A 24,571-nucleotide genomic window follows, 5' to 3' on the forward strand; every position below is an offset into this window, starting at 1 on the left:
ATTTTGCATACAATCGCTACTTTAAATTTACCCAAAAAAAGAGAAGATTTTTTTCATGATAAAAGGCATTTTTTATTCGCTTTTGGCATCAGTTTTGTTTAACTGCATTTACTACATGTCAGTGCTCATGAACCCCATCAGCACACAAGCTCTTATTGGATACCGCATGATCTTTGCCATGCCTTTTGTCATCGCCGCCATTTTTTTGTTAAAACAGCAGCGAAATTTCAAATTTTTACTTCTAAAAATAAAGCTAAAACCTAAAATTTTACTAGTTTTACTAGCTACCTCGCTCATTGTCTCATTTCAGATGTGGCTCTATCTCTGGGCTCCAAGCAACGGATCAGCGCTAAAAGTCTCTATCGGCTACCTCATCATGCCAATAGTCATGGTCCTTTTTGGACGGATATTTTTTAAAGAGCACCTCTCTAAAACAAAGCTAGCCTCGATATTTTTTGCAGCCCTTGGCGTCTTTAGCACAGCTATACTAAGCGGCGGCATCTCGTGGGAGAGCGCTGTAGTTTTTTGCCTTTATCCAGTCTATTTTGCCATTAGAAAGTACTACAGCCTTGCAAATTTCTCAAGCTTTGTTATAGAGATAATTTTTATGTTTTTATTCTCATTTTATTTTGCGCTCACAGCCGATATGAACTACGTGATGAGCCAAAATCCAAACATCTACTATCTGCTCATCTTGCTTGGTGCTATCAGCGGCATAGCCCTCATCGCCCAGATCCTCTCAAGCACGCTCGTGCCAATAAATGTACTAGGTTTGCTTACATACTTTGAGCCGATAATGATGCTTTTTGTCTCTTTTGCCATCGGCGAAAGGCTGGAGAAAAGCTCTTACTTTTTGATGATATGCCTTGCTATTTCGGTTACGCTCTTGATGGTTGATAGTATAAATTCCATAAAAAGCGATAAAAAATGCAAAAACTAAACGAAGCTCAAAAAGGCGTTGCTTTCGCACTTAGTGCGTTTTTTATGTGGGGATTTTTAGCAGTTTATTTCAACCTCTTTAGTAAAGATGTCGATGCTTATGAAATTTTAGCCCACAGGGTCATTTGGTCGTTTTTCCTAATGGCTGGAGTGCTTTATTTTAGTGGCAAAATGGGCGAAATTTTTACTTTACTTAAAGATATTCGTTCGCTAAAAATCCTATTTTTGAGTGGCATATTTATTACCACAAACTGGGGCGTTTATGTCTATGCAGTTAGCAATGGCAAAATTTTAGACACAAGCCTTGGCTATTTTATAAATCCACTAATAAGCATGCTTCTTGGTGTTATCATCTTTAAAGAAAGGCTAAATAAAAGCGGAATTTTAGCCATTTGTATAGTCGTTTTAGCCATTAGCGTACAAATTTATGCCCAAGGCGGATTGCCATTAGTTTCCATCATCTCGCCGCTTTCATTTGGATTTTACGCAGCAGTTAGAAAGATGGCAAAGATTAGCGCATTTAACGGGCTTTTTATAGAGACATTTTTTATGTTCCCATTTGCACTTGCTTACGTTTTTTACATAGCATTTTTAGGTAAAAGCCACTTTGGGCTAAACGAAGACTCACTTTTAATGATCGTTTCAAGCATCGTAACCATCGTGCCACTTGTCGCTTTTAACGCAGCTGCAACAAGGATAAATTTAACAACGATTGGCTACTTGCAATACATCTCGCCGACCATCGCGATCCTTTGTGCGGTCTTCATTTACGGCGAAAATTTGGACGGCTACAAGGTCATCTCGTTTTGTATGATCTGGCTGGCACTTGCAATAATTAGCATAGATAAATTTAGAAAAAGGAGTAAAAATGAATAATGTGACGATTTATTTGCTGCTTGCGTTTTTTGCAGCGCTTATTTTATATTTTCAGATACAAAAACTAACCAGAAAGCTCGACGAAGAGGGGGCGGTTCCAGCTTATCAAAAGGCTGCGCAAGAGGTTTTAGAAAATTTAAGCAATGCTGAGAAATATCCAAAATTTTGCAACGTAATATTTAAAAAAATAAACGCCTTAAGGCAAGATATTTTATTTGAAGATGCGCTAAATAGTGAGTCTGAGAAGGATAAAGCATTAGATGCCTTAGAGCAAATAAGAGAAAAATTAGAAACTTTATCAAAGCAAGAGAATTTAAGCTGGGAGAGCGAACTCTTTGCGATCTTGGACGAGCTAGATGGCTTTATAAAGATAAATTTCAAAAACGGCGAAGATAGAGCTGAAGAGCTAAGGGACGAACTAAAGAAAGAATTTGATGGGTTGTGAGATAAAATAGGACACTAAATTTAAGGAAATAAACAAGGAGCAAAAATGGTTTCATGGCAAGAACGCTTGAAATTAAGGGATGACTTTCAACAAAGATGGCCTTTTCAAGCTATAGAAAATATGACCTTAGAGCAATACACAGGCGTTAAGAGCAAGGATACTTTTACCTTTTGGCTTGAAAGTAAAACGGAAAATCTTATAAGTATATGGGGTGGATCTGCTTATAAATTTGGAATTTTTAAAAGAGCACAAAACGATGTCGAAAAGGAACTAAAAAGTGGACAAACTGGTGATACAGAGTATGGATGGTATGAAAAATATGGAGAGACTAGAAATCAAGCATTTCAAAAAATAAAAAGTCTTATTTTACAAATTATAAAATATGCACAAAACAAAGAATTTGAAAATATAGATGATATTGATCTTGGCAATGCCATAAAATGGAAAATAGCCTTTTTATATGCACCAGACAAAACACTTCTACACATTGTCTCAAAAGAAGCTTTCAAGTATTTGGCTCAAAAAAATAATATAAAATCAAAAAACATATCAGAAATTCAAAAAGAACTACTAAAAAATAAGCCGAACTATATGGACTTTTATGAATATTCGTCTCTATTATGGAACCAATATGCAAAGGAAAATAAGTCAACACACGATGTACTAAACAATAGTGATAATGAAGGATATAAAATGACCGACAATGACAAGAAATTAACTTATCCACTTAATCAAATTTTATACGGCCCTCCAGGAACTGGAAAGACATATAGGCTTTCAAAGATCATGGATAAATTTACTCAAAATCTAAATATAAAATCGAGCGATGACACTGACGCGTTATATGAAATGTTAAAAATAGAAAAGTACACTTGGTATCAAGTAGCAGCAGCCATATTATGTGATGCGGCTATTTCAAATATTAATGGTGGTTGGCTTAAGTTAAACAACGGCATAGCAAATCACATTTTATTTAAATTAAAATCAATAAAATCGAATTCAAAAAAACCAAATCAGACAATATCAACAGACTTGCTGGTTCATACAAAAATGGATTGTAAATATGTAAATGTAAAAAGAAAAGGCTCACCTTTTATATTTGAGAAAAACGAAAAAAATGAATGGTGTGTAGATATAAAGCTACTTAATGATGAGTGCCCTGAAGCCATAGAGCTTTACGAAAAATACAAAGAGATAAAAGAGCAAAAGGTAGGAACAAGCTACACTAAAGAAAATTTTAAATTTATAACATTTCACCAAAGCTATGGATATGAGGAATTTGTTGAGGGCATAAAGCCTGTATTTGACAGCGAAAACGAAGATGGCGATATAACTTATGAGATATCAAAAGGAATTTTTTATCAGTGCTGCGAAAATGCCTTGCTTCTTAGTAATTACAAGGGCAAGCTTAGTGATTTTTGCGATTTGCCAAAAGATGAGCGACAAAAGTTTTTTAATGACGATACACCAAAATATGCCATCTTTATCGACGAGATAAACCGCGGAAATATCTCTAAAATTTTTGGTGAGCTCATAACTCTTATAGAGCTGTCAAAAAGGCTCGGTTCAGATGACGAGATAATGGTCGAGCTACCATATTCAAAAGAAAAATTTGGAGTACCGTCAAATTTATACATAATAGGCACGATGAATACGGCAGATCGCAGCATAGCCCTCATGGATACGGCACTTAGAAGAAGGTTTGAGTTTGTGGAGATGATGCCACAACCGGAACTTCTAAAAGACATTAAGATCATTAAAAACGGAGATGACACCGACATAAAGCTCAATGAAATGCTTAAAACGATAAATGAGCGCATAGAGTATCTTTACGACAGAGACCACACGATAGGACATGCTTATTTTATGTCGCTAAAAGGCGGTGCAGATATAGAAGAGCTAGCCTCGATCTTTAAAAATAAAATTTTACCGCTACTACAAGAGTATTTTTACGACGACTGGGAAAAGATAAGGCTCGTACTAGGAGATAATGGGTTTATAAAAGAAAAAGAGAAAGATAGAAAATTGCTTGTGTTGGATGGCAAAGAATATGAAACTGATAAAATTTTATATGAGATAAAATTTGAAGCCTTTAAAGAGCCAGAAAACTATATAAAAATTTACGAATGAAACAAAACGCAAAGCAATGACCAAATACTTAATAGAGTTTGAAAAATTTCGCCCGGAAGACGACCAAAACCTATTTAAAGCCGTAGATGCCTTTACTAGAGAAAATTTTGCCGCAGTAGAGTTTTTAAAGCCCGGTAGAGACAAAAAGGGCGATTTTTTACAAGCTCAAAACTACGTCGGTATCATCCAGACAAAAAGTGGCGATAGCCTTGAGATACTTCCCAAGATCCATGATAACGACAATGCCAGCAATAAAGAAGCGGTAGAAAATTCTAAAAGAATTTTACTAAGAATGTTAAAAACTTTAAAAAACCATCCATTTAAAAATATAAACATAGCGAATTTAAAAAGCTTGAATCTACCACTTCTTGAAATTTTTATATCGATGTTCCTAGATGAAGTATCAAAACTCATAAAAATAGGCATAAAAAGCGACTATGTAGAGCTTGAGGATAATCTAAAATTTTTAAAAGGAAAGCTAAAAATCTCGGAGCAAATACGTAAAAATATCGTCCATAAAGAGAGATTTTACGTTTGCTATCAGGAATTTTCCATAGATAGAGCCGAAAATCGCCTCATAAAAAGTACGCTCGAGTTTTTATATAGACGCTCAAAATCAAGCAAAAATCAACGGCTTATTAGGGAATATTTATTTATTTTTGATGAAATTTCATCTAGTTCCGATATAAACGCGGACTTTAGCCGATTAAAACTAAATCGCCAAACAAAACACTATGAGCAAGCGCTTTTATGGAGCAAGATATTTTTACAAAATAAGTCGTTTAGTCCGTATAGAGGTAGCGAAATAGCCTTTGCTTTGCTGTTTGACATGAATAAACTTTTTGAAAGCTATGTTGGAAATTTTATAAAGAAAAAGCTTTCCGGTGTTATATTGCAGCATCAAGAAAAATATCTTATCGAAGAGCCAAAAAGAGACTTTGGATTAAAGCCAGATATATTTTTAGAAAGCAAATTTATAGCCGACACAAAGTGGAAGATAGTTAAGTCAAGAGACGATATCTCACAAGCCGACCTATATCAGCTATATGCCTATGGTAAAAAATATAATTGTGGCAAACTTTATCTAATATATCCAAAGATAGACGGCATAAAACAAGAGTTTATGAAATTTGAATATGAAAAAGATATGCAGCTTGAAATTTTATATTTTGATCTTGAAAAAGACGAAAATAACGCAAATTTACTAGCCCAATTTATAAAAGCCAAATTTAAAGCTTCGCTTTTAGAGCCATTATCCTCTTATATGAAGCATCGATTCGCTCTTTGCTGATCTTTCTCTCATTTACAGCATCAATTATAATCTGAGCGACTAGATCAGCCGTTCTTTGGTTGTTTATCTTAAACTCGCTAAAGAGCAAGATATCGCCACCAGCGTTTATAAATTTCACCACCTTTTGCGCCAAAGCTTCGTCACCAACGCCTTTCATCAGCATATCATCGCTGATAACTATACCATTAAATTTAAGTTCATTTCTTAAAAGATCGGTTATTATTTTTTTAGAAAGCGTGGCTGGATTATCCTCGTCGATACCCTTTACAAAAAGGTGCCCGACCATAATGATCTGCGCTCTACCGGTGCTTATTGCGTCTTTGTATGGCAGTAGCGCATCTTTACTTAGCGTGATCTCGCTCTTATTTTTATGCGAGTCCTCTTTTGAGCTACCATGCCCAGGAAAGTGCTTGATCGTAGTTATCACGCCCTGCTCTTTAAATGCATCCATAAAAGCGTCAGCATAGATCACAACCTTGCTTGCATACTCGCTAAACGCTCTTTGCTTGGCAGCAATGATCGGCGAGTTTTCATCGTGCAGATCGACTACTGGAGCGAAATTTAAATTTATGCCACACTCTTTTAAATTTATAGCCATTTTCAAGTAGAGATCATATGCGCTTTTGATATCAAGCGTACTTGCGACCTCGTATGCGCTAGGATATGGACCATCAAAGCTCTTATCTTTCATGCGGCTTACGTTGCCGCCCTCTTCATCGATAGCGATGAAAATTTTAGGGCTTTTCTCTTTAATCGCTTTTATGCTAGCTTTTAGCTGGGCTTTACTAGTGACGTTTCTACCAAGTAGCATCACACCGCCAAACCTCTCATATCCAGCGTCGCTTAGCATCGCACGAAACGCAGCGTCTTTTGTGCTAGCTCCGTTAAAGCCAACCATTATCATCTGCGAGACCTTGGCTCTTAGACTCACCTCTGCGCCGTTTAGCCCAAGAGTAAAAATAGCCACAAAAAGTATAAATTTAAAAGCTCTCATCTTCTTCCCAAAAGCGATTTTACGCTCTCAAAAACATCTTTACCATTTAGCATATTTTCAACCTCACTAGCTATGGGCACATATATGCCCTTTTCTTTAGCGATCTTGCTAATAGCCCTTGCAGTATCGACGCCCTCTGCTACCTCGCCAAGCTCATTTAAAATTTTCTCTAGTCTCTCGTGCCTTGCGATGCCAAGACCTACGCGGTAGTTGCGCGAAAGTATCGATGAAGCGGTTAAGAAAAGATCCCCTGCGCCGCTAAGCCCCATAAATGTCTCATCTTTTGCGCCAAAAAATTTACCAAATCTAGCCATCTCGACAAGCCCACGTGAAATGAGGCTTGCTCTTGCATTATTACCAAGACCAAGGCCATCGCAAATTCCGCCAGCTATGGCTATCACGTTTTTATAGGCTCCGCACACCTCAGCGCCGATCACATCATCAGATGTGTAGGCTTTCATATAGCTTGGGAAAAATGAAGCAAATTTTAAAGCTAAATTTTCATTTTTAGAATTTACCACCAAGGCGCAAGGCAGCTTTTGCATGATCTCTTTTGCAAAGGTCGGTCCTGAAAGAAAGGCCAAATTTTCTATATCAACAAAGTCTTCATAAATTTCATTTAAAAATTTAAGATTTGCCGTGTCTATGCCCTTGCTGGCGACTAAGATCTTTTGACATTTGTTTTTGTAGTTTTGCTTTAGCCATAAATTTGTAGCTTGTGTTGGGATCGTGCAGACTAGATATTCGCATTCCAAAGCTTCATCCAAGCTTACAAAATTTGGCATCTCTCTTGGTGTTCTTGAGCTGATGATACACTCGTTATTTTCACTAAATGCGTGAAATAGCGCACTACCCCACTTGCCAGCTCCGATGACTGCTATGCTCATTTTAACCCTTTTATTAGCCTATTTTAGCCTTTAAAAGCTCATTGACCTTGCCTGGATTAAAGGCACCTTTGCCCTCTTTCATTACCTGACCCACAAAGAAGCCAAACATCTTATCTTTGCCGTTTTTATACTCTTCGACTTTGTCGGTATTTGCAGCCAAAATTTGATCTATGATCGCAATAATAGCTGAGTCGTCGCTCACTTGTTTTAAGCCAAGCTTTTCGATGACACTATCGACGTCCGCGTCATTTTCCATTAGGTAGTCTAGCACCTCTTTTGCAGCCTTGCCGCTTATCGTGCCATCTTCTATACGTTTTAGTAAATTTATCATTTTAGCACTATTAACTGGACTTGTCTCGATTGTTACGCCATTATTTAAGCGGCCAAGAAGCTCGACTATGAGCCAAGTAGTAGCAAGCTTTGGCTGAATTCCAGCAGCGATCAGCTCTTCAAAATATCTAGCCATCTCAACGCTTTGGGTTAAATTTAGCGCATCACTCTCTTTGACGCCTAGCTCACTTACGTACCTTGCAACCTTTTGCTCGGCAAGCTCTGGAATTTTTATCGCTTCGTTATACATCTCTTCTGGAATCTCAACTGGCAGCAAGTCAGGGTCAGGGAAATACCTATACTCTGCGCTATCCTCTTTACCGCGCATCGATCTTGTCACCAAATTTGTCGTGTCAAACAGCCTTGTCTCTTGATAGACTTCTTGGTCGTATTTGCCATCTTCCCAAGCTGCACTTTGGCGCTCCACCTCGTAATCGATCGCTTTTTGGATAAATTTAAATGAGTTTAGATTTTTTATCTCAACTCTTGTATAAAGCTTGGTATCGCCTTTTGGACGGATAGAGACGTTTGCATCGCAGCGAAAGCTACCCTCTTGCATATTCGCATCACTTATATTTAAAAAGCGAAGGATTGAGTGCAATTTTTTAAGATAAGCCACCGCCTCATCACTGCTTCTAAGATCTGGCTCACTAACTATCTCAAGAAGTGGCGTGCCGGCTCTGTTTAGATCAACCAGACTCTCGGTTTCTTCATGGATGTTCTTTCCAGCGTCCTCTTCAAGGTGCGCTCTAGTTACACCGATGCGTTTTTTAGTACCATTTACGTCGATTATTAGCTCGCCACCTTCTACGATAGGGATCTCAAACTGGGAAATTTGATATGCCTTTGGAAGATCCGGATAGAAGTAGTTTTTTCTATTAAAGACTGACTTTTTATTTATCTTAGCATTTATCGCTGTGCCAAAGCTAATTGCTTTTTTGACTGCCTCTTTGTTTAGCACAGGTAGCGCTCCAGGAAGTGCTAGGCAGGTCGGACAAACGTGAGTATTTGCCTCGTCGCCAAAGCTAGTCGAGCAAGAGCAGAAAATTTTAGTTTTTGTATTAAGCTGAGTGTGAACTTCTAAACCGATAACGACTTCAAACATATTTTTACCTTTAAATTTATACAAATTTTTAAGGCGTATTTTAGCGATACTTTCTTTTAAAATATCTAAAAATGAGCGTTTTGGCCGGAAAATAAAGAAGGTAATTTAAAAATTTAAATAGTTTTAAAAAGGGAAAGCCATATAAAAATATGGCTTTAAATTTTAATGCTCATGCTCGCTAATAGCAACAGCACCAGCTAGATAAACATAAGTTAACATCATAAAAATAAATGTTTGCAAAACAGCCATAAGCGTTAGAAGTGCAAAAGCTGGAAGCGGAGCAAACCAAGGTGCAAGTGTAAGCATCGCTAGCAAGAATAGATCATCTCCCTTGATATTACCAAAAAGACGAAATGAGAGCGAAACTACACGTGAAAGATGTGAGATGACTTCAACTGGAAACATAATCGGAGCTAAGAATTTATTTGGTCCCATAAAGTGTCCAAAGTATTTAAAAAAGCCATTTTCTCTAATGCCTTCAAAGTTATAATAAAAGAATACAACTAAAGCCAAAACTAGAGTTAAATTTAGACTTGATGTTGGTGACTCAAATCCAGGAATAATACCTACAACATTTGAAAAAAATACGATAAAACCAATAGTTGCAACAAGTGGAAGATATTTCCTTGCTAGTTTTTCACTGCCTAAAGTATCTCTTCCCATAGATATAACGCCTTCTAAATAAGCTTCAACTATATTTTGAAGACCTCTTGGTACAAGCTGCATCTTACTCCTTGCTATATAAGCAACTATGATAACAATCAAAGCTACAAGCAGAAAGTGAAACGCATAGATAAAGGCGTGGGAGCTATTTAGGAAATTTGAAAATAGAAACAAATCTTTCATTAATTTACCTTGGATTTAGAATTTTGCGTGATTGTAACAAAATTATTGTTAAAACATTTTTAATTTTAAACTCTGAAATAATCGAAAATCAATTTACAAATAGTCACTGCAACGACTGCTAAAAACATTGTTCTAATAAATTTTACCTCTTTTTTAATGACAAGATTTGATCCAAAATATGCGCCTAAAATTTGACCAACTGCCATTAAAAGTCCAACAGCCCAAAGCATCTGTCCGCCGGCTATAAAAATGCCAAGAGCAACGATATTGCTAGTAAAATTTAAGAGTTTCGTATGAGCGACAGCTTTTTTTAAATTTAGCCCAATTAATGCCACTATCGCAAATGTCCAAAAAGAGCCTGTTCCTGGACCAAAAAAACCATCATAAAAGCCAAGTATTAGTCCAAAAACTACATAAAATAGCTTTTCATTCATCTTTGCAGCTCTATCATTTTCGCCGACTTTTGGCATAAAAAGCGTGTAGATAAAAATAGCAATCAGTAAAAATGGGATAATTATCTTTAAAAAATTTGTATTTAAAAATAGAATAACCACTGCTCCAATGATAGCTCCAATGAAAGTAAAAACGATACCTACAAAGCACTCTTTATAATTAATTAATCCCCGTTTTGTGAAATTTAGAGTCGCTGTAAAGCTACCAAAGACTCCTTGAAGTTTATTTGTACCAAGTGCAAGGTGTGGTGGCACGCCCATCGCCATAATAGCTGGAAGCGTTATAAGCCCACCTCCACCAGCGATAGAATCAATAAAACCACCTAAAAACGCAGCTACAAAAAAAACGACATAGCTAAGTAGATCAAATTCCATTTTTTACTCTTTTGATAATTGAAATAAAAGCAGATTGTAATTTATTTGTACTTAATCTTTTTGTAAAATTTTTATATTTGAAATGAGAGATTTTTAAAATTTATAAATTTTAACGAGCCTTTAGATCTAGCCCAAAGACTCGTTTATTAAAGTGATTACTTAATAACGCCACAAAGCATTCTAGCGCCACCGCCGCCAAGCGCTTTTGGGTTGTCGCTGTGATTGTCGCCACCAACATGAACCATTAGTGAGTGACCTTTTAGCTCGTCAAGACTTTTTATCTTTGGGGCTAGCACTGGATAGTTAGCATTACCCTCAGCATCTACGTAAAGTGCTGGCAAATCGCCTTTGTGACCCTTATCATCCCATGCAAAAGAGTGCATCTTTGTGCCAGCTGGATCCCAGTGACCACCTGCTTTCATGCCAAGACCTTTTTCAGTCGCACCACAGTCAGCATTTTCATGGATGTGAAAGCCGTGTAGTCCTGCAGTAAGTCCTTTTAAATTTGGAAAAAATGCAACGCCGTAGTTTGTCTTAACAGCTACTACTTCGCCGACACTCTTATCGCCCTTCTCGCTTAGCTCATTAACAGGTATAACTAGATGCTCGCCAGCTTTCGCATCAAAGTGATGACCTTCGTGAGCAAAAAGCAAAGTTCCTAAAACTGCACTTAGTAAAACGATTTTTTTCATACAAGCTCCTTATGGATAAAATTGTATGGCAAGTCTATCCTAAATTTAAAAATTTAGCAATAATTTTTATTGATTAAGATTTTTTATGATAGTTTCCAACTCTTTGCTCTGCCCTATTCTATAAAGAGCAAAGTCGTATTTTATCGGGTCTAGCTCGTCAAATTCTCTAAGCTTTTTTGTAAGATCCATAACTGCTTTGAAATCGTAGCTCTTTCTATTTATAAGTCCTAAATTTAAAGAAACCCTATGCGTGTGCACGTCAAGTGGTATCAAAAGCTTATCTTTTGGCAAATTTTTAAATAGCCCAAGGTCAATATCGCTATCTCGCACCATCCAGCGAAGATACATATTGTAGCGCTTATATGGGCTTTGTGGCTCTTTGTTAAAACTCTTACCAAAGAAAAACTCATATCCGTCCGAGCGGTAAGAATTTAGCTTATATATAAATTTGATAAGCTCATTTACGCCCTCTATCATCTCGCCATTTTTTGCAAGACCTTGGCGTAAAATTCCTTCTATCTCGCCCTCTTTTTTAAGGCGTGAGAGAGTAATAAAAATTTCTCTCACATCATTTTCATTTTGAAAGCGGTATTTAAAATTTGATAAATTTTTCTTGATATTTTGCTCGCTCTCATCAAGTAAGCTAAAGTCAAGTGAATTTAGAAATTTTACTATCATCTTTGCGTTGCCATAGGCAAATAACGCACAAATGAGTGCTATGTTTGGCTCTTTAAATTTAGTCGCTGCCTGAAGTGGATCTGGGGCTTCAAACAGCCCCAAATTTGTATTTTTGCTAAGTACGTGCGAGTCTAAAAGGCTCTTTAGGTCGCTCATTGTTTTAATGAAAGAAGAGTATCTAGCATTTGATCAACGGTTGTGATGATCTTTGCAGCTGCCCCATAGCTAGCTTGAAAACGGATCAAATTTGTAAGCTCTTCATTAGTATCTACGCCACTTGTTGACTGAAATTCCGCCTCAGCCGTCTTTTGTAAAGATGTGTTTGTATCGTGGATTGTATTATTTGCCTCAGTGTCACTCGCCATATCGGTCGTGAAATAGCGGTAATACCCCTCTATAGTCTCGTCCCTATCAAGTGCGACACCGCTTGAATAAAATGTCTGTTTTTGATACTGAAGCTGAAGCATTTTGTTTGCTACTTCATTATTGCCAACAACTGGCTTTGAGTAAGCTCTAAGCTTTGTGTGATCCTGGACAAAATTTTGATTTACACCGATGCTATTTGAGTTAGTACCTGAGAAAAATCTATTTATACCAATAGCTCCTGGGAAATTTGTGCCGTGATCTACTATCGAGATACTATAAAGGCCTTGAGCTTGTTTTGGAATGAGAGAAAATGTGCCTTTTTTAGTATTTTTATCATAAAAATATGACGCCTCAAAAAAGTCATCAACGTCATTTAGCATATTATTATCTTTATTGTCATCTGAGTTTGAGTTAAAGTCTTTGACGATAGAGTTGCCATATCTTGTATCATTCATCGTCGTCGTACCATTTACATTTATAGTTTTTCTGGCCACGACATTGCCTTTGTTATCATAAACAATAGCTTCAAAACTTCCGTTTCTTATACTATTATCATGATTCATCAATGTCTTATCGCCTTCTAAATAACTTATCGGATCTGAGTTAGAAATTTCAACTGCGGATTCGGCATAGATATTATTTGTACTTGTTATTAAGGTTTTACTAAATGTATTTAAATTATCAATGTATTTTTGGATCGTTCCATCACTAAATTTATCATTATCTGGCTCGTAGTTTCGGCCCCTAAGATCAAGTGCAGCTCCGATTTTACCGCCTGTAATCTTTTCCTCCATTGGGATTCTTCTGCCATCTTCTCTTTCATAATAAATTTTTGTATATCTTCCACTTTCGGTTGAACTCATAGAAATTTCATGAAAATTTACACCATCAACGATACTTACGCCACCAATGTTTAGATTGTAGTATTTTCCTTGATCTGTTATTCCTGTATCTACCCTAGAATTGCTCTTTAGATCGCTTTTATAAACTGCTGTATTTACCAGCTTTGACATAGCGAGCTCAAGCTCATCACGTTTATCACGAAGATCATTTGCATTTATTTTTATACCAGCGTCTGCGCCTGATTCTATTCTTTGAATTTGCTTATTAATATTTGCTATTTGCCTGCCTAGCGAATTTATCTCATTTATATTTATTTTTATTGTTTCATCAATCTTTTCATGCATATCATAAAGCATCTTTGATGAGCGGTTGATACTTGCAGTCAATACACTTGCTTTATTTATCAAATTTACTTTCTGAGCACCAGCATTAGGGTTTGAAGCAAAGTTATTCCACGCGGAAAAATACTCCTGAATATCCTTCACCATTCCATTATCTTTTAGATCAGGAAAATATTTTGTAGCTTCTTGCAAAATTCTTTGTTTATAGGCCGTGTTTTCTAAATTTGACGATGAGTATTTTAGTCTTGAGTAGGCAAACTCATCATGAAGCCTTGTTATAGTATCTACTTGTGTGCCTGTGCCAACTCCGCCAGGGACTGTATTCATCGCTGGAGAAGCAGACTGGACAACACGTTGTCTTGTATAGTAGTTGCTATCGGCGTTTGCGATATTATTTCCGGTTGTACTTATTTGAAGCTGGGCCGCATTTAGTCCTGAAACACCCGTGCCTAATGACATAAAAATATTAGCCATTTTCTAAACCCTTGATTTATAAAAATTATTATCTATGCTATTTCTATCTTGGCCGTATTCACTTGCTTTAGTACCAAAAATTTTTTCATTAAGTGAGTCAAAAAATTCTTTAACAGCAACAACATGTCTTGCATATTCTTTATTTACTTTATGTAAATTTTCAAGCTTTGAACGCATAAGAACAAGCTTTGACTTCACTTCATCGTCTAAAACGCTAGCAAGTGTAGTCGTACCGCTCTCTTTTGATACCTTTAAAAGCTCTTTATCTAGTGCTCTTTTTGTATCTTCAAATGCACGAACTAAGGTATTTTTTTTCTTTACACTCTCATCAACGCTTGAGTGCTTAGCCTCTTTTATATTTGCGATATCTTGTATAGTTAAATTTATAAGCTCATCAAGCTCGCCTATAGCCTCGTCCAAAAGCTTTTTTATCATTTAAATTCCTTAATTACAGCAACGCATCAGCCACAGCCCTAGCCGTTTTTGAGATATCAACCTGATAAGTGCCATTTGCTATGGCATCAGCTATCTCTTTTAGCTTTGTGTTTTCGTTTGTTCTTACTTCTTTACTCTGAGTTTCGACCTTGGCATCGCTATTTTTATTTAGCGCATTTGCCTGAAAATTTGGTCTTTGGTTCAAAGGCCTTATCATATTCATACCTCTTAAAATAAAATGTTTATATCACTACATCGGCAGAATATAAATTTACTTAAGAGTCTCTCTTTAAAAAATCGTACAAAAGTTCTGAAAAACCAAGATTTCCGCTCAACGCTTTACTCATCGCATCGTTATACATCGACCTATAAATATCGCTACCAGCAGCCTTTGGATATAGCGAGTTATGCTCATCTTCTTTTAAAGCAATATCAAGCACAGCCTTTACCATATATGCCTCAAATGCATCAGTTTGCTCTTTTAAAAGCGCATCTTGTTTAGCATTTGCATTTTTTATCTTATTTGTAGAAATTTCATTGTATGAATTTAGTGCTAAGGTGTTGTCTATTTGCATTATATTATCTCCAGATCGACTTGTATCGCGCCAACTCGTTTTAAATTTTCAAGTATCGAGATGATGTCACTTGGTGTTGCACCAAGCTTGTTTAGCGCTCTTGTCACGTTTGCGACGGTTGTTTTCTCGCCTGAAATTTTAAGTAAATTTTGACTAGGAGCCACCGAGGTGTCGCTACCTATATTTACATCATTTTGCGCTGCCTCTTCGTAGCTGTTTGGCTCTATCTTTATAGTTATAGCGCCATGAGTTATCACGACTGGACTAACTACCGCGTTTATACCGCTAACTATCGTACCAGTTCTCTCATCAACTACGATCTTCTCATCTGGCTTGTACTCCACGTCAAGATCAAGCACAGCACTTGCAAGCTCGATGATACTAACATCATCTGGCTTTTTAACGATGACCGTTCTTGGATCGATCGCCTTTGCGGTATCGTCTGAGATGTTTGCATTTATGGCGTTTTGGATATCAAGAGCGGTTTTAAAATTTGTATCTTTTAGGCTTAGTTTTATGCTATCTTGATTGTAAATGTCATAAGTCACTTCTCGCTCGACCAAAGCTCCATTTAGGATAGTGCCAACGGTTGGGTGGTTGCCGCCACTTCTTCCCGCGCTCTTGCCACCGATACTTAGAGGTCCTTGAGCCAAAGCGTAGATATCGCCATCAACACCTTTTAGTGGCGTCATGAGAAGAGTACCACCTTGCAAGCTTTTTGCATCGCCGATAGATGAGATCTCGATATCAAGCTTGTCGCCATGCCTTGCAAATGCAGGTAACTTGGCTGTCACCATAACAGCGGCTGCGTTTTTAGACTTGATATCATCTGGATTTATCTTGACATTTACGCCTTGAAGCATGTTTGATAGCGACTGGATCGTAAATTTTGACGTTGAGCCATCCCCTGTGCCGTTTAGTCCGACGACCAAACCATAGCCTATTAGCTGGTTGTCCCTTACACCAACGATGTTTGCAAGCTCTTTTATCTGCGTAGCAAAGGCTGAAGTAGCTATCACTGAAACTGCTACAAAAGATAAAAATTTATTCATATTTTTTCCTAAAATTTAGTTATTTTAGGTTTTTAAAGCAAAAGATGTTCCAAAATTTACTGAAAATAAGAGAGAGAAGTGGCTCCAAATTTTTTAAATTTGATAAGTTTAAATGCAGAAATTTCATCGCCAAATTTAAAGTCGCCGTTGTGCTCAAAAACTATCATATAAATTTTCTCTTTTTTTAGCTGCGAGATCAAATTTACAAGCTTTTCATAGATATCATCAAAGCCAGCTCTTATGTCAAATGGTGGATCAAGATAGAGCAAAACTTTGCTATTTTGCGAATTTACAAGATCAGGCAAAAGCGCAAAGCTATCGCCATTTATAGCTTTTAAATTTGGACTTTGCAGGCTTGCAAGATTGCTTTGCGTGATCTTAAAAGCGGCTCTATCTTTTTCGATAGCGATAGCCTCGCGCGCTCCGTTGCTAACAGCCTCGCTTGCCATCACGCCGCTTCCGCCAAAGCCCTCTATAAATGTAAGCGAGTAAATTTCATCTCTGATGACGTTAAAAAAGGACTCTTTTACGATGCTTTTTGTGCTTCTAGTCGTGCTTAGACTTGGTAGCTCAAGCCTTTTGCCTTTAAATTTACCACTTGAAATTTTGGTGTAAAGTTTCACTGATTTGCCCTTAAAATTTCAAGCAGATCGGCTTTAAATTTATCTATTAAGAGCGATACTTTTTGCTCCAAACTCTTTTCATTTATTATCTGATCTGGCTCTTTTGCCTTTGAAATTTGCGTGGCTGAGTAAAATTCTTCAAGCGTATCAAGAAGAGTGGCTCTTGTGAATGGATGAGAGAGATGAGCATTCTTACCTATTATAAATAGCGGTTTTTTTGTGACGATCTCACGGTCACTTACTACAAAATCACAATCCTTATGATGAGCGGCTAAATTTCCACAAAAAAGCAACAAGGTCTTTTGCAGCAAAATGCAGTCACATTCAAATGAAATTTTCATATCTCTTCCTATAAATTTTTGCTCGATTTTAGCCTAAATAATCAAAAATTTATATAAACACTAAAGGATTTTAAAATTTTACCGATGTAGAAGCTAACGTAAGTTTTAAGGAGTAAAACTATGGAAATCTTTAAGGCAGCAGCAAATCAGGTACTAGATACGAGCATGAGCACATCTGCTCAGCGTCAAATAGACAGCAGACCTATCGAGCATTCTGATGTTAAATTAAGTGCTGATAAAAACAATGAAACCAAAGATGTTAACGAGCTAGACGGACTTAGCAACGAAGAGCTTGCCAAAAGAACAAGAGAGGTCACTGACAAGCTAAACTATCAAATGCAGCAGCTCGATACTAATGTAAGATTTGCTTACAATGAGAAGCTAAATTTAATGGTCGTGCAAGTAAAAGACGCTAAAACTGGAGAAGAGATAACACAACTTCCAAGCAAAGAAGCTATAAGAATAAGCGAGTATTTCAAGGAAAGCATCGGAATACTTTTTGACAAGGAGAGTTAAAAATGGCAGTAGGTAATGTAACAAATTTAGGTATCGGTACAAAAAATAGCGGACTAAATGACGATCTTATCAAAAAGCTAAAAGAAGCAGACGAAGCAGGACAGATCAAACCACTAACCGCAAGGCTAGAAAGAAATGATCTAAAGCAAAAAGACCTTGCAGCGCTAAAAACTCTAGTTAGCAACGTAAACGTAAGTGGCAAAACACTTGGCGGAGAGGCACTTTATCTAAAAAGAACTACAAATAACGCTGGTAAAAGCGTAACAGCCTCAGCAGCAAATGGCGTTAGCGTGCAAAATTTTAGTATCGATGTGCAAAAACTTGCTCAAAAAGATACATTTCAAAGCTCAAATTTCAAAAATGCTTCAAGCTTAGTAGGTGCGACAAATAACGGCTCTTTTGACGTTGAGATCGATGGACAAAAATTTTCTATTAGCATAACTAGATCAACCACATATCAAGATATTGTAGATAAGATAAATGATATTAGTGGCGGTAAATTGCAAGCTAGAATTTTAAATGTTGGCGGAGATAAGCCAAATCAAATCATGCTTCAATCAGGTAACACTGGTGCTACGCAGACTATTAAATTTTCAAATGATACGGCTGGTGTTTTAGATAAGCTTGGCTGGGATAGTACGCAGTTTCAGGACAAAGATGCAAATGGCACTCTACTAACAAATCCTGATGGCACACCAAAGATGACATCAAACTTTGAAAAAAATAGAATTCTAAAAGCACAAGATGCAGAATTTACATATAACGGAGTAAATGTAAAAAGAAGTAAAAATACCTTCAACGACTTAAGGCCAGGAATTTCTATTACATTAAATGAAACTGGTAAAACAAACGTAAGCGTCTCTCAGGATACAAAAGAGGTAATAAAAGCGGTTGAGGAATTTATCAAAGACTACAACCTAATGACCATGAACCTTGGTATAGCCACAAAATATGACGAGGAAAAAGGAGCTGGCACTTTCCAGGGCGTTAGCGAAATTTCAAGCTTAAGATCAAACATTGGCCGTCTTGTAAATGGACAAGATAGCGAAGGCAAAGCATTAAGCAAATATGGCATAGTGCCTGATAAAGACGGACAGCTTCAGCTTGATCTAAATAAGCTAAATGCAGCTCTTAGCAAAGATCCTGAAGAGATTCAGAAATTTTTCATGGGATCAAGCAAGATCGAGCCAATAAGCTATATGGGGGCATCGACTGTTAGCGCTGGAGCACTAGACATAAAAGCTGGTGATCTTACGATAAACGGTAAGTCAGTTACGTTCTCAACTACTGCCACAGCCACAGCCGAAGAGAACGCACTAAAACTTCAACAAGCTATAAATGACGCTGGCATAACTGGAGTTACAGCTAGTCTTGATAAAAGTGGCAAAAGAATCGTCTTAAAAAGAAGCGATGGCGAAAATATCGAGGTAAAAGGTAAAAATTCAGCCTTAACAGCTCTAGGTATGAATGAAGCTACTATAAATCCAGTAACCAAAAAGACAGATGGGCTATTTACAAAGCTAGCTAAAATGCTTGATGGTGTCGTTGGCAAAAGTGGTACGATGGTTGCTATGCAAAATCAGTTAAAAGATGAAAACGAGTCGATCACAAAAAACAAAGAGAGCACACAAAAGCTTTTAGATGAGAAATATACAACAATGCAAGAGCGCTTTATCAAGTATAACGCTATCATTGCAAGCTTAGAAAATCAGTTCTCGACACTAAAATCAATGATCGATGCAGAGATAAATAGCAGAAAATAAGAGAGAAAGATGAATCAAAGTGCATATAGTGCATACGCACAGTCTAGTTTTGGGGGCATTGAGTCCCCAACTAAATTAATAGAAATGCTTTATGACGGAATTTTAAAATTTATATTTCGTACAAAAAAGGCGATAGAAGCTGGAAATATAGAGAAAAAAGTTTATTATATAAATAGGACAAACGCTATTTTTGTTGAGCTTTTAAATTCGCTTGATTATTCTCAAGGCGACGTAGCCCACTATCTTAGCGGCCTTTATACAAGACAGATGCAGCTTCTTGCTATGGCAAATATACAAAACGATATCGCAGCCTTAAATGAAGTAACCAATGTCGTAAAGCAACTATCTGAAGCATGGAGAGAGGTAACTTCAGGTGAATAGTTGGATCAATGAATTTAAATTAGCATTGATAAACGAAGACACGAGCAAGATAGCTGCTTTATCACAAAATTTTAGTGAAGATATGTTTACAAGCCTAGCTTCAGCACAAGAAGCACAAGCACTAATTGGCGGCGCAATAGAGCTTTTAAAAAGCAAGTCTTCACATATTCAAAATGAGCTTATAAAACTACAAAAAGCGCAAAAATACGTAACAAACTAATCAATTTTTATAAATTTAAAGGCACGGCGTTAAGCCGAGTTCTGTCTTGAGCGATCATTTATCTACGCTTGCTTTTACAAACAAGCTCTAGCGAAGGGTTTTAATATAAGACCAAAACCATCCCTTCTTGCTGCAGGTTGGGTTTATATGGCCACGCAAGTTACCAAGCGTGCCGGTGGGCTCTTACTCCGCCGTTTCACCTTTACCGCCGAAGCGGAAGTCTACTTTCTGTTACACTATCCCTTAGGTTTCCCTAGCCATCCGTTAGATGGAACCTTGTCTTATCGCAGCTCGGACTTTCCTCTTTTTCAAAACAAAAGCGATCGCTTACCGTGCCAGAGCGAAATTATAGCGGTTTTGGCTTAAATTTATAGCTTTAGCTTTTATCACAACTACACTTACTTCTTCTAAGCCATATGATTTTACATACAAAAAGCGACTTTATAGACAACCATTTGAGCAAAAGTCTAGCTTACGTTTTATATAAATTTTTACTAGTCAAATAGCTGTATTTTTATATTAAAGTGCGATAAATTCTGCATTATTTATAGGACGCAAATCACAAGAATTGCCAAATTTTTTCATTGTCTCGCGTGTAGCGTCTATAAAAGGTTCGCAACCAAAGTGTGGCACTATGAAAAAATCCACCAAATTTAAGCCTGTAAAATCACTCACGTTTACGCTATTTTCATCCATAGGCGTAGCATATCTCGTATCTGGTGCCGCTACGACCGCACCTGCTGACTCACCGATATAAATTTTGCCCGCTTTGACTGCATTTTTTATAGCTTGCCAGACGCGCGATTTTCGCAGCTCATTAAGTAGATAAAATGTATTTCCGCCGCTAATGTAAATGATGTCGCACTGACTAATGGCGGATAAAATTTCATCGTTGCAAAATAGCTCATCTTTCTCAGATACTGGCACAGCTAAACTCTGGGTGCAAGAGACATCAAGGCGTCTTAGCTTCGCACCAAAATTTTCTAAAATCTCCACCGCTTCATCTACGTAAAAATTCACCTCTTCAAATTTTGCTGCCGTATCGATAAAAGCAACATGCTTACCTTGAAAATCTACCACTTCATTGATCTTGCTCGCAACCTCCGCGAAATAAGAGCAAAGAAAAATATTCGCCATTTTTAATCCTTTTAAAATATAAATTTGCAAACTCATTATATCCAAACGAGCCTAGAAACGCTAGCATTTCGCGTCGCTCGCGTCTTGCTCCACGGGTAAAATTTAGAGATTTTAAGATATGGGTCTTAGTGTATAAAATTGCAATAAATTTAGCCTCAAATTTGAGCTTAAAGCGACAAGGCAAAGTTTTTGTCCCGCTTGGCTCACAGCTTTTAAAAAGCGTTAGGCAAGGCAGATTTTGATTTGTGAAATTTAAACTTGAAAGTTAAGGCGAAGTTTTGTGAGATGGTTTTAAATGTTTTATGTGCCACTATGCTCGTAGCTAAACAAAAGAAGTAAAATTCGTCCAAAAATAAGGCATACAGCCTATCGCAGAGCAAAATTTATACTCTGCTTGCACTTGCAAGCATAGACACAAAATTCATTTAAAAGCGCTCGCGAGACGAGCCGCTGCTCTACTCAAAAATGTTTTTATGCAAAATTTCTTCTAGCACAACAGTCGCATAGCTGCCTTTTTGCAGCGTGAAATTTATCGTAAAGTGCGCCTTTTCCTCGTTGTATTTGTAGCTCGTATCCTCCAAATAGCACCACGCAAAGCGCCTAGATCCCGTCATTTTAGCTTTGTATTCATTTGCCTGCGCGAAAATTTGATCCTCGACCGCCCTAGCCGCGCCCTGCGACTCATACGCCTTCGCGCCCGCTATCAGCCCGCAGCTAGTGATATCTCTAGTGTCAAAGCGCGCGCCCTCCGCGTCCAAATCCTCACACAAAAAGCACTTGCCGTGCGGGTAGTGCCCCAAAACTTCGCCCTCTATCAGCTTAAAAAATCTCTTTTGCGATTTTAATTTTTTCAAATTTTCGCCGCCCAGATACGGGTAAATTTGGGTTAGCTCGCCTAGACTAAAATCCTGCGCAAACCTTGAAATCTCCATACGTTTGCTAAGCCAGCGGTTAAAAAGATCGCTTTGATATGCCGAGATCAAAAAGTCGTTTAGCTTTGGATTTTTACTCTTTTTACCGTTTATCGTCCCGTTTTTAAGAAGCTCCAGTCCAGTTGCAGCGTTGTCGCCAAATTTACCAAAACGCTGATAGCCAAAGTAGTTTGCATAGCCCATTTTATCGATGCTAACAAATGCTTGCTCTAGCTTTTTGGCATTATTTGGCAGCACCTTTTTAAGGCGAATAAAAAAGCTATTTCCCTTTAGATGTCCTATTCGAAGCTTATTTTTATGCACATTAAGGCTTAAAATTTTCATCTTTTCGTGGCTAAAGTTTGTAAGTGCACTCTCAAATTTGCGTGGCATTGAGATAAACTGCGTCGTCATACCCTGCTTATCCTTTAGTCCAGCATAGCCAAAGTCGCGCATTTTAGCCCCTGTAACTTCACTAAGAACATGCAAAGCGTCGCTTGTCGTCATATCTTTTTTAGAAATTTCAACGATTAAGTGCTCGCCGTCACCGCTAAACTCATAAAGTGGTATTTCGCGCACGACAAAATCATCTGAATTTTTAGAAAAGTAAGCCTCGATAGGTGCATGAGTGAGTGCATAAAGTGGCTTAAAAGTGGTGGTTTCTTGCATTTTGTTTTAACCTTTTATTTGAAATTTTTGCAAAGATATTAATCTTTGTCCGTGTTTTTGCGGCGATCCTTTTGATGGCATTTAAATTTTTAGGACTAAAAGTAAATAAAATTTCATACTCTTCGCCGCTACTAAGCTCAAATTTACTTAGCTTTTTTGTAAATTTAACACCCTTTTTGCTAGCCTTTAAAATCTTAGCAAGATCGGCATTTAGTCCGTCCGAGATATCCATAGCGGAGTTTATAAGATGGGCTGATTTGTAGAAAAATTTATCTCTTAAAATAGGTTTTTTAAATCGTGAGTTTTTTGAAATTTTAGCTAGCCTAAGAAGCGAATTTAGCCCCTTTTTGCTACCTCCAAGCTCGCCAGTAAAAGCTACCAGATCGCCGTATTTTGCATTTTTCCTAAGCACAGCTTTACCATTTAGCTCGCCAATTATACTAACGCTTATATTTAAAATTTTGCTACTTATCGTGTCACCACCGATTATCTTTACGCCAAACTCCTCGCAAGCTCTGTTTATGCCGCCACTTAGCTCTTTGATTTGCTGCGGCGAAAAATTCTTTGGCAAGCTAAGTCCAAGAAGCGCAAATTTTGGCCTAGCATTCATCACGATCGTATCTGAAAAATTTACGATCATCGCCTTGTAGCCGATCTCTTCAAGGCTTAGCCAGCCATGCTTAAAGTGCGAATTTTCAGCAAAAATATCCTTGCTAAAGACCTGCTTGCCAAGCACAGCCGCATCATCGCCAATATAAGCGTTACCAAAGCATTCAATCGTGAAATTTTCTTTATCCATCTGGCCATTATAATGAAACTCCTTTTAATTTTAGGATAAAATAAGCCAAAAAAGGAGCCAAATGCAAAAAATAGAAATTTTTAGATTTAATGCAAAAAAGGATATTTTGTCGTATTTTAAACCATATTTTTTAGAAATTTTAAGTTACGCAAACCTTGACGAGCTATTTTTGCATATTAAAAAGATTGATCCGTATTTTCAGCCAACAACCGGCTTTGTGAAAGTAAATGATGTCGTAGTGAGCACTGCTGAACCATTAGTAAATTTATATGAGAAATTTACAGGCGAACTTGTGATTTCGCCACTTGATGAAAAAAGAGCGGTTTTAGATCTTGAGATAAATAATGACGATTTTTGGGAGAAATTTAAGCCATTTGATAAATTTTGTGATCGAGCAGACAAAGAATTTTATGCGAGCTTAAAGTCATATTTTTATGCTGATTTTGTGAGAGAATACGAGCCAAATTTTATAGGTGCAGCGGCCATCATACTAGCTCATCATCTTTATAAAAAAGAAAAAAATGATGAGATCATGAGGTTTATCAACAATAAAAATGGTATTTTGATAGCTTGCAAGATTGATGATTTTATCTTTGGCGGAAGCGAAATTTATACCGAAGCGATTAGGTTTTTTAAAGAAATTTTAGAGATAAAAGAGAATGAAACCTCAAAAAATGAGCTTGAAAAGATAAAGAGCTTGGATAAATTTAAAGAATTCAAAATAGCCGTAAGCAATAAAATCCCTGAAATTTTAGATAAATTTAGAGCAAATTTTATAAATCTAAACATCAAATTTCCTTGTGGATTTGAGCTTTTAAAAGTAAACGAAAAGCTTGCATTTGCATTTGCTAGTAAGACCATCTTTAATGCGTTTGATAGCGGGGCTGATTTTTTACTAGCTAGCAATGATGCTGAGTTTTATATGTTTGACACGCTTTCAAAAAAGCTTGAAAAATTTGCAAACAGAAGTTTGCAGGATTTTTATATTTTAAGAGTTAGCGAACTGATAGAGCTTGAAAATGGCAAAATTCCAGCAAGCCTAAAAGAGCATACGCTAAAAGTAAATCTAGTCTAAAACTAGAGAA

27 protein-coding genes and 1 other RNA gene are annotated in these 24,571 nt (G+C 37.1%); 10 read left to right on the forward strand and 18 right to left on the reverse strand.

All coding sequences use genetic code 11. The features are described from left to right. Positions 1–55 precede the first annotated feature (55 nt). From rarD (MTT30_RS03795) to MTT30_RS03815, 5 genes are read left to right on the forward strand one after another with little or no spacing between them, the layout of a single operon-like run. Positions 56–940, forward strand: coding sequence for an EamA family transporter RarD (gene rarD / locus MTT30_RS03795; protein ID WP_429801037.1), 885 nt, complete (start codon positions 56–58; stop codon positions 938–940). Next, a complete protein-coding gene (gene rarD, locus MTT30_RS03800) occupies positions 928–1,815 on the forward strand; it encodes an EamA family transporter RarD (protein ID WP_429801038.1) in 888 nt (295 codons plus the stop codon). Before rarD (MTT30_RS03795) ends, rarD (MTT30_RS03800) begins: the two co-directional genes overlap by 13 nt. Then, on the forward strand, positions 1,808–2,260 hold the full coding sequence (locus tag MTT30_RS03805) for a hypothetical protein (RefSeq protein ID WP_429801039.1): 453 nt from the start codon (positions 1,808–1,810) through the stop codon (positions 2,258–2,260). Before rarD (MTT30_RS03800) ends, MTT30_RS03805 begins: the two co-directional genes overlap by 8 nt. 45 nt (positions 2,261–2,305) lie before the next feature. Next, on the forward strand, positions 2,306–4,390 hold the full coding sequence (locus MTT30_RS03810; RefSeq protein WP_429801040.1) for an McrB family protein: 2,085 nt from the start codon (positions 2,306–2,308) through the stop codon (positions 4,388–4,390). 16 nt (positions 4,391–4,406) lie between these two features. Beyond that, positions 4,407–5,681, forward strand: coding sequence for an McrC family protein (locus MTT30_RS03815; RefSeq protein ID WP_429801041.1), 1,275 nt, complete (start codon positions 4,407–4,409; stop codon positions 5,679–5,681). On the opposite strand, the gene MTT30_RS03820 is transcribed toward MTT30_RS03815, so the two are convergent. The 14 genes from MTT30_RS03820 to MTT30_RS03885 all read right to left on the reverse strand — a co-directional run bounded on the left by MTT30_RS03820 (position 5,620) and on the right by MTT30_RS03885 (position 17,090). Further along, positions 5,620–6,675, reverse strand: a complete 1,056-nt coding sequence (locus tag MTT30_RS03820; RefSeq protein WP_429801042.1) for a glycoside hydrolase family 3 N-terminal domain-containing protein — start codon at positions 6,673–6,675, stop codon at positions 5,620–5,622. The genes MTT30_RS03815 and MTT30_RS03820 overlap by 62 nt on opposite strands. After that, complete coding sequence (locus MTT30_RS03825; protein WP_429801043.1) at positions 6,672–7,562, reverse strand: NAD(P)H-dependent glycerol-3-phosphate dehydrogenase; 891 nt, start codon at positions 7,560–7,562, stop codon at positions 6,672–6,674. The genes MTT30_RS03820 and MTT30_RS03825 overlap by 4 nt, the downstream gene beginning before the upstream one ends. A gap of 13 nt (positions 7,563–7,575) precedes the next feature. Then, a complete protein-coding gene (gene gatB, locus MTT30_RS03830) occupies positions 7,576–8,997 on the reverse strand; it encodes an Asp-tRNA(Asn)/Glu-tRNA(Gln) amidotransferase subunit GatB (protein ID WP_429801044.1) in 1,422 nt (473 codons plus the stop codon). Between the two features lie 162 nt (positions 8,998–9,159). Next, a complete protein-coding gene (locus MTT30_RS03835) occupies positions 9,160–9,843 on the reverse strand; it encodes a F0F1 ATP synthase subunit A (protein ID WP_429801045.1) in 684 nt (227 codons plus the stop codon). Between the two features lie 65 nt (positions 9,844–9,908). Further along, complete coding sequence (locus tag MTT30_RS03840; RefSeq protein ID WP_103628839.1) at positions 9,909–10,670, reverse strand: TSUP family transporter; 762 nt, start codon at positions 10,668–10,670, stop codon at positions 9,909–9,911. A 155-nt stretch (positions 10,671–10,825) separates the two neighbouring features. Further along, on the reverse strand, positions 10,826–11,362 hold the full coding sequence (locus MTT30_RS03845) for a superoxide dismutase family protein (RefSeq protein WP_021091394.1): 537 nt from the start codon (positions 11,360–11,362) through the stop codon (positions 10,826–10,828). Positions 11,363–11,428: 66 nt separating this feature from the next. Further along, entirely contained in the window at positions 11,429–12,196 is a 768-nt protein-coding gene (locus MTT30_RS03850) for a TIGR02757 family protein (RefSeq protein ID WP_429801046.1), read from the reverse strand. Continuing rightward, positions 12,193–14,064, reverse strand: a complete 1,872-nt coding sequence (gene flgK / locus MTT30_RS03855; RefSeq protein WP_429801047.1) for a flagellar hook-associated protein FlgK — start codon at positions 14,062–14,064, stop codon at positions 12,193–12,195. The genes MTT30_RS03850 and flgK overlap by 4 nt, the downstream gene beginning before the upstream one ends. Before the next feature lie 3 nt (positions 14,065–14,067). Then, positions 14,068–14,499, reverse strand: coding sequence for a flagellar export chaperone FlgN (gene flgN / locus MTT30_RS03860; protein WP_429801048.1), 432 nt, complete (start codon positions 14,497–14,499; stop codon positions 14,068–14,070). Between the two features lie 13 nt (positions 14,500–14,512). Then, positions 14,513–14,716 (reverse strand): flagellar biosynthesis anti-sigma factor FlgM, encoded by a 204-nt coding sequence (locus tag MTT30_RS03865; RefSeq protein ID WP_188116655.1) that lies wholly within the window; start codon positions 14,714–14,716, stop codon positions 14,513–14,515. A gap of 58 nt (positions 14,717–14,774) precedes the next feature. Beyond that, positions 14,775–15,074, reverse strand: coding sequence for a rod-binding protein (locus tag MTT30_RS03870; protein ID WP_054196705.1), 300 nt, complete (start codon positions 15,072–15,074; stop codon positions 14,775–14,777). Then, on the reverse strand, positions 15,074–16,126 hold the full coding sequence (locus MTT30_RS03875; protein WP_103643372.1) for a flagellar basal body P-ring protein FlgI: 1,053 nt from the start codon (positions 16,124–16,126) through the stop codon (positions 15,074–15,076). Before MTT30_RS03875 ends, MTT30_RS03870 begins: the two co-directional genes overlap by 1 nt. Before the next feature lie 56 nt (positions 16,127–16,182). Beyond that, positions 16,183–16,749 carry a 16S rRNA (guanine(966)-N(2))-methyltransferase RsmD gene (gene rsmD / locus MTT30_RS03880; RefSeq protein ID WP_103648927.1) on the reverse strand — a complete coding sequence of 189 codons (567 nt, stop codon included), beginning with the start codon at positions 16,747–16,749 and terminating at the stop codon, positions 16,183–16,185. Further along, positions 16,746–17,090 carry an ornithine carbamoyltransferase gene (locus MTT30_RS03885; protein WP_103648928.1) on the reverse strand — a complete coding sequence of 115 codons (345 nt, stop codon included), beginning with the start codon at positions 17,088–17,090 and terminating at the stop codon, positions 16,746–16,748. The genes rsmD and MTT30_RS03885 overlap by 4 nt, the downstream gene beginning before the upstream one ends. A 120-nt stretch (positions 17,091–17,210) precedes the next feature. Between MTT30_RS03885 and MTT30_RS03890 the strand changes: the two genes are divergently transcribed. From MTT30_RS03890 to MTT30_RS03905, 4 genes are read left to right on the forward strand one after another with little or no spacing between them, the layout of a single operon-like run. After that, complete coding sequence (locus MTT30_RS03890) at positions 17,211–17,606, forward strand: FlaG family protein (protein ID WP_429801049.1); 396 nt, start codon at positions 17,211–17,213, stop codon at positions 17,604–17,606. Between the two features lie 2 nt (positions 17,607–17,608). Next, positions 17,609–19,369 (forward strand): flagellar filament capping protein FliD, encoded by a 1,761-nt coding sequence (gene fliD / locus MTT30_RS03895; RefSeq protein WP_103648929.1) that lies wholly within the window; start codon positions 17,609–17,611, stop codon positions 19,367–19,369. 9 nt (positions 19,370–19,378) lie between these two features. After that, on the forward strand, positions 19,379–19,750 hold the full coding sequence (fliS, locus tag MTT30_RS03900; protein ID WP_084041078.1) for a flagellar export chaperone FliS: 372 nt from the start codon (positions 19,379–19,381) through the stop codon (positions 19,748–19,750). Continuing rightward, complete coding sequence (locus MTT30_RS03905) at positions 19,743–19,970, forward strand: hypothetical protein (RefSeq protein WP_084041079.1); 228 nt, start codon at positions 19,743–19,745, stop codon at positions 19,968–19,970. The genes fliS and MTT30_RS03905 overlap by 8 nt, the downstream gene beginning before the upstream one ends. A gap of 14 nt (positions 19,971–19,984) precedes the next feature. Here the strand turns inward: MTT30_RS03905 and rnpB are convergent. From rnpB to MTT30_RS03925, 4 genes are all read right to left on the reverse strand, one after another. Then, an RNA gene (gene rnpB, locus MTT30_RS03910) (RNase P RNA component class A) lies at positions 19,985–20,309 on the reverse strand. A 180-nt stretch (positions 20,310–20,489) separates the two neighbouring features. Continuing rightward, positions 20,490–21,107 (reverse strand): Type 1 glutamine amidotransferase-like domain-containing protein, encoded by a 618-nt coding sequence (locus MTT30_RS03915; RefSeq protein WP_429801050.1) that lies wholly within the window; start codon positions 21,105–21,107, stop codon positions 20,490–20,492. A gap of 455 nt (positions 21,108–21,562) precedes the next feature. Continuing rightward, positions 21,563–22,687 carry a tRNA pseudouridine(13) synthase TruD gene (gene truD / locus MTT30_RS03920; protein WP_103648931.1) on the reverse strand — a complete coding sequence of 375 codons (1,125 nt, stop codon included), beginning with the start codon at positions 22,685–22,687 and terminating at the stop codon, positions 21,563–21,565. Next, positions 22,665–23,486 (reverse strand): thiamine-phosphate kinase, encoded by an 822-nt coding sequence (locus MTT30_RS03925; protein WP_103648932.1) that lies wholly within the window; start codon positions 23,484–23,486, stop codon positions 22,665–22,667. The genes truD and MTT30_RS03925 overlap by 23 nt, the downstream gene beginning before the upstream one ends. 61 nt (positions 23,487–23,547) lie before the next feature. Between MTT30_RS03925 and MTT30_RS03930 the strand changes: the two genes are divergently transcribed. Then, positions 23,548–24,561 (forward strand): DUF5644 domain-containing protein, encoded by a 1,014-nt coding sequence (locus MTT30_RS03930; RefSeq protein WP_429801051.1) that lies wholly within the window; start codon positions 23,548–23,550, stop codon positions 24,559–24,561. Positions 24,562–24,571 lie beyond the last annotated feature (10 nt).

The organism is Campylobacter concisus (genome assembly GCF_050447445.1).
In the GTDB taxonomy this organism is placed as follows: Bacteria; Campylobacterota; Campylobacteria; order Campylobacterales; family Campylobacteraceae; genus Campylobacter_A; species Campylobacter_A concisus_BI.

Coding starts and splice junctions, on each gene's coding strand:
- rarD (WP_429801037.1), top strand. CDS start 56: ATGATAAAAGGCATTTTTTATTCGCTTTTGGCATCAGTTTTGTTTAAC.
- rarD (WP_429801038.1), top strand. CDS start 928: ATGCAAAAACTAAACGAAGCTCAAAAAGGCGTTGCTTTCGCACTTAGT.
- MTT30_RS03805 (WP_429801039.1), top strand. CDS start 1,808: ATGAATAATGTGACGATTTATTTGCTGCTTGCGTTTTTTGCAGCGCTT.
- MTT30_RS03810 (WP_429801040.1), top strand. CDS start 2,306: ATGGTTTCATGGCAAGAACGCTTGAAATTAAGGGATGACTTTCAACAA.
- MTT30_RS03815 (WP_429801041.1), top strand. CDS start 4,407: ATGACCAAATACTTAATAGAGTTTGAAAAATTTCGCCCGGAAGACGAC.
- MTT30_RS03820 (WP_429801042.1), bottom strand. CDS start 6,675: ATGAGAGCTTTTAAATTTATACTTTTTGTGGCTATTTTTACTCTTGGG.
- MTT30_RS03825 (WP_429801043.1), bottom strand. CDS start 7,562: ATGAGCATAGCAGTCATCGGAGCTGGCAAGTGGGGTAGTGCGCTATTT.
- gatB (WP_429801044.1), bottom strand. CDS start 8,997: ATGTTTGAAGTCGTTATCGGTTTAGAAGTTCACACTCAGCTTAATACA.
- MTT30_RS03835 (WP_429801045.1), bottom strand. CDS start 9,843: ATGAAAGATTTGTTTCTATTTTCAAATTTCCTAAATAGCTCCCACGCC.
- MTT30_RS03840 (WP_103628839.1), bottom strand. CDS start 10,670: ATGGAATTTGATCTACTTAGCTATGTCGTTTTTTTTGTAGCTGCGTTT.
- MTT30_RS03845 (WP_021091394.1), bottom strand. CDS start 11,362: ATGAAAAAAATCGTTTTACTAAGTGCAGTTTTAGGAACTTTGCTTTTT.
- MTT30_RS03850 (WP_429801046.1), bottom strand. CDS start 12,196: ATGAGCGACCTAAAGAGCCTTTTAGACTCGCACGTACTTAGCAAAAAT.
- flgK (WP_429801047.1), bottom strand. CDS start 14,064: ATGGCTAATATTTTTATGTCATTAGGCACGGGTGTTTCAGGACTAAAT.
- flgN (WP_429801048.1), bottom strand. CDS start 14,499: ATGATAAAAAAGCTTTTGGACGAGGCTATAGGCGAGCTTGATGAGCTT.
- MTT30_RS03865 (WP_188116655.1), bottom strand. CDS start 14,716: ATGATAAGGCCTTTGAACCAAAGACCAAATTTTCAGGCAAATGCGCTA.
- MTT30_RS03870 (WP_054196705.1), bottom strand. CDS start 15,074: ATGCAAATAGACAACACCTTAGCACTAAATTCATACAATGAAATTTCT.
- MTT30_RS03875 (WP_103643372.1), bottom strand. CDS start 16,126: ATGAATAAATTTTTATCTTTTGTAGCAGTTTCAGTGATAGCTACTTCA.
- MTT30_RS03885 (WP_103648928.1), bottom strand. CDS start 17,090: ATGAAAATTTCATTTGAATGTGACTGCATTTTGCTGCAAAAGACCTTG.
- MTT30_RS03890 (WP_429801049.1), top strand. CDS start 17,211: ATGGAAATCTTTAAGGCAGCAGCAAATCAGGTACTAGATACGAGCATG.
- fliD (WP_103648929.1), top strand. CDS start 17,609: ATGGCAGTAGGTAATGTAACAAATTTAGGTATCGGTACAAAAAATAGC.
- fliS (WP_084041078.1), top strand. CDS start 19,379: ATGAATCAAAGTGCATATAGTGCATACGCACAGTCTAGTTTTGGGGGC.
- MTT30_RS03915 (WP_429801050.1), bottom strand. CDS start 21,107: ATGGCGAATATTTTTCTTTGCTCTTATTTCGCGGAGGTTGCGAGCAAG.
- truD (WP_103648931.1), bottom strand. CDS start 22,687: ATGCAAGAAACCACCACTTTTAAGCCACTTTATGCACTCACTCATGCA.
- MTT30_RS03925 (WP_103648932.1), bottom strand. CDS start 23,486: ATGGATAAAGAAAATTTCACGATTGAATGCTTTGGTAACGCTTATATT.
- MTT30_RS03930 (WP_429801051.1), top strand. CDS start 23,548: ATGCAAAAAATAGAAATTTTTAGATTTAATGCAAAAAAGGATATTTTG.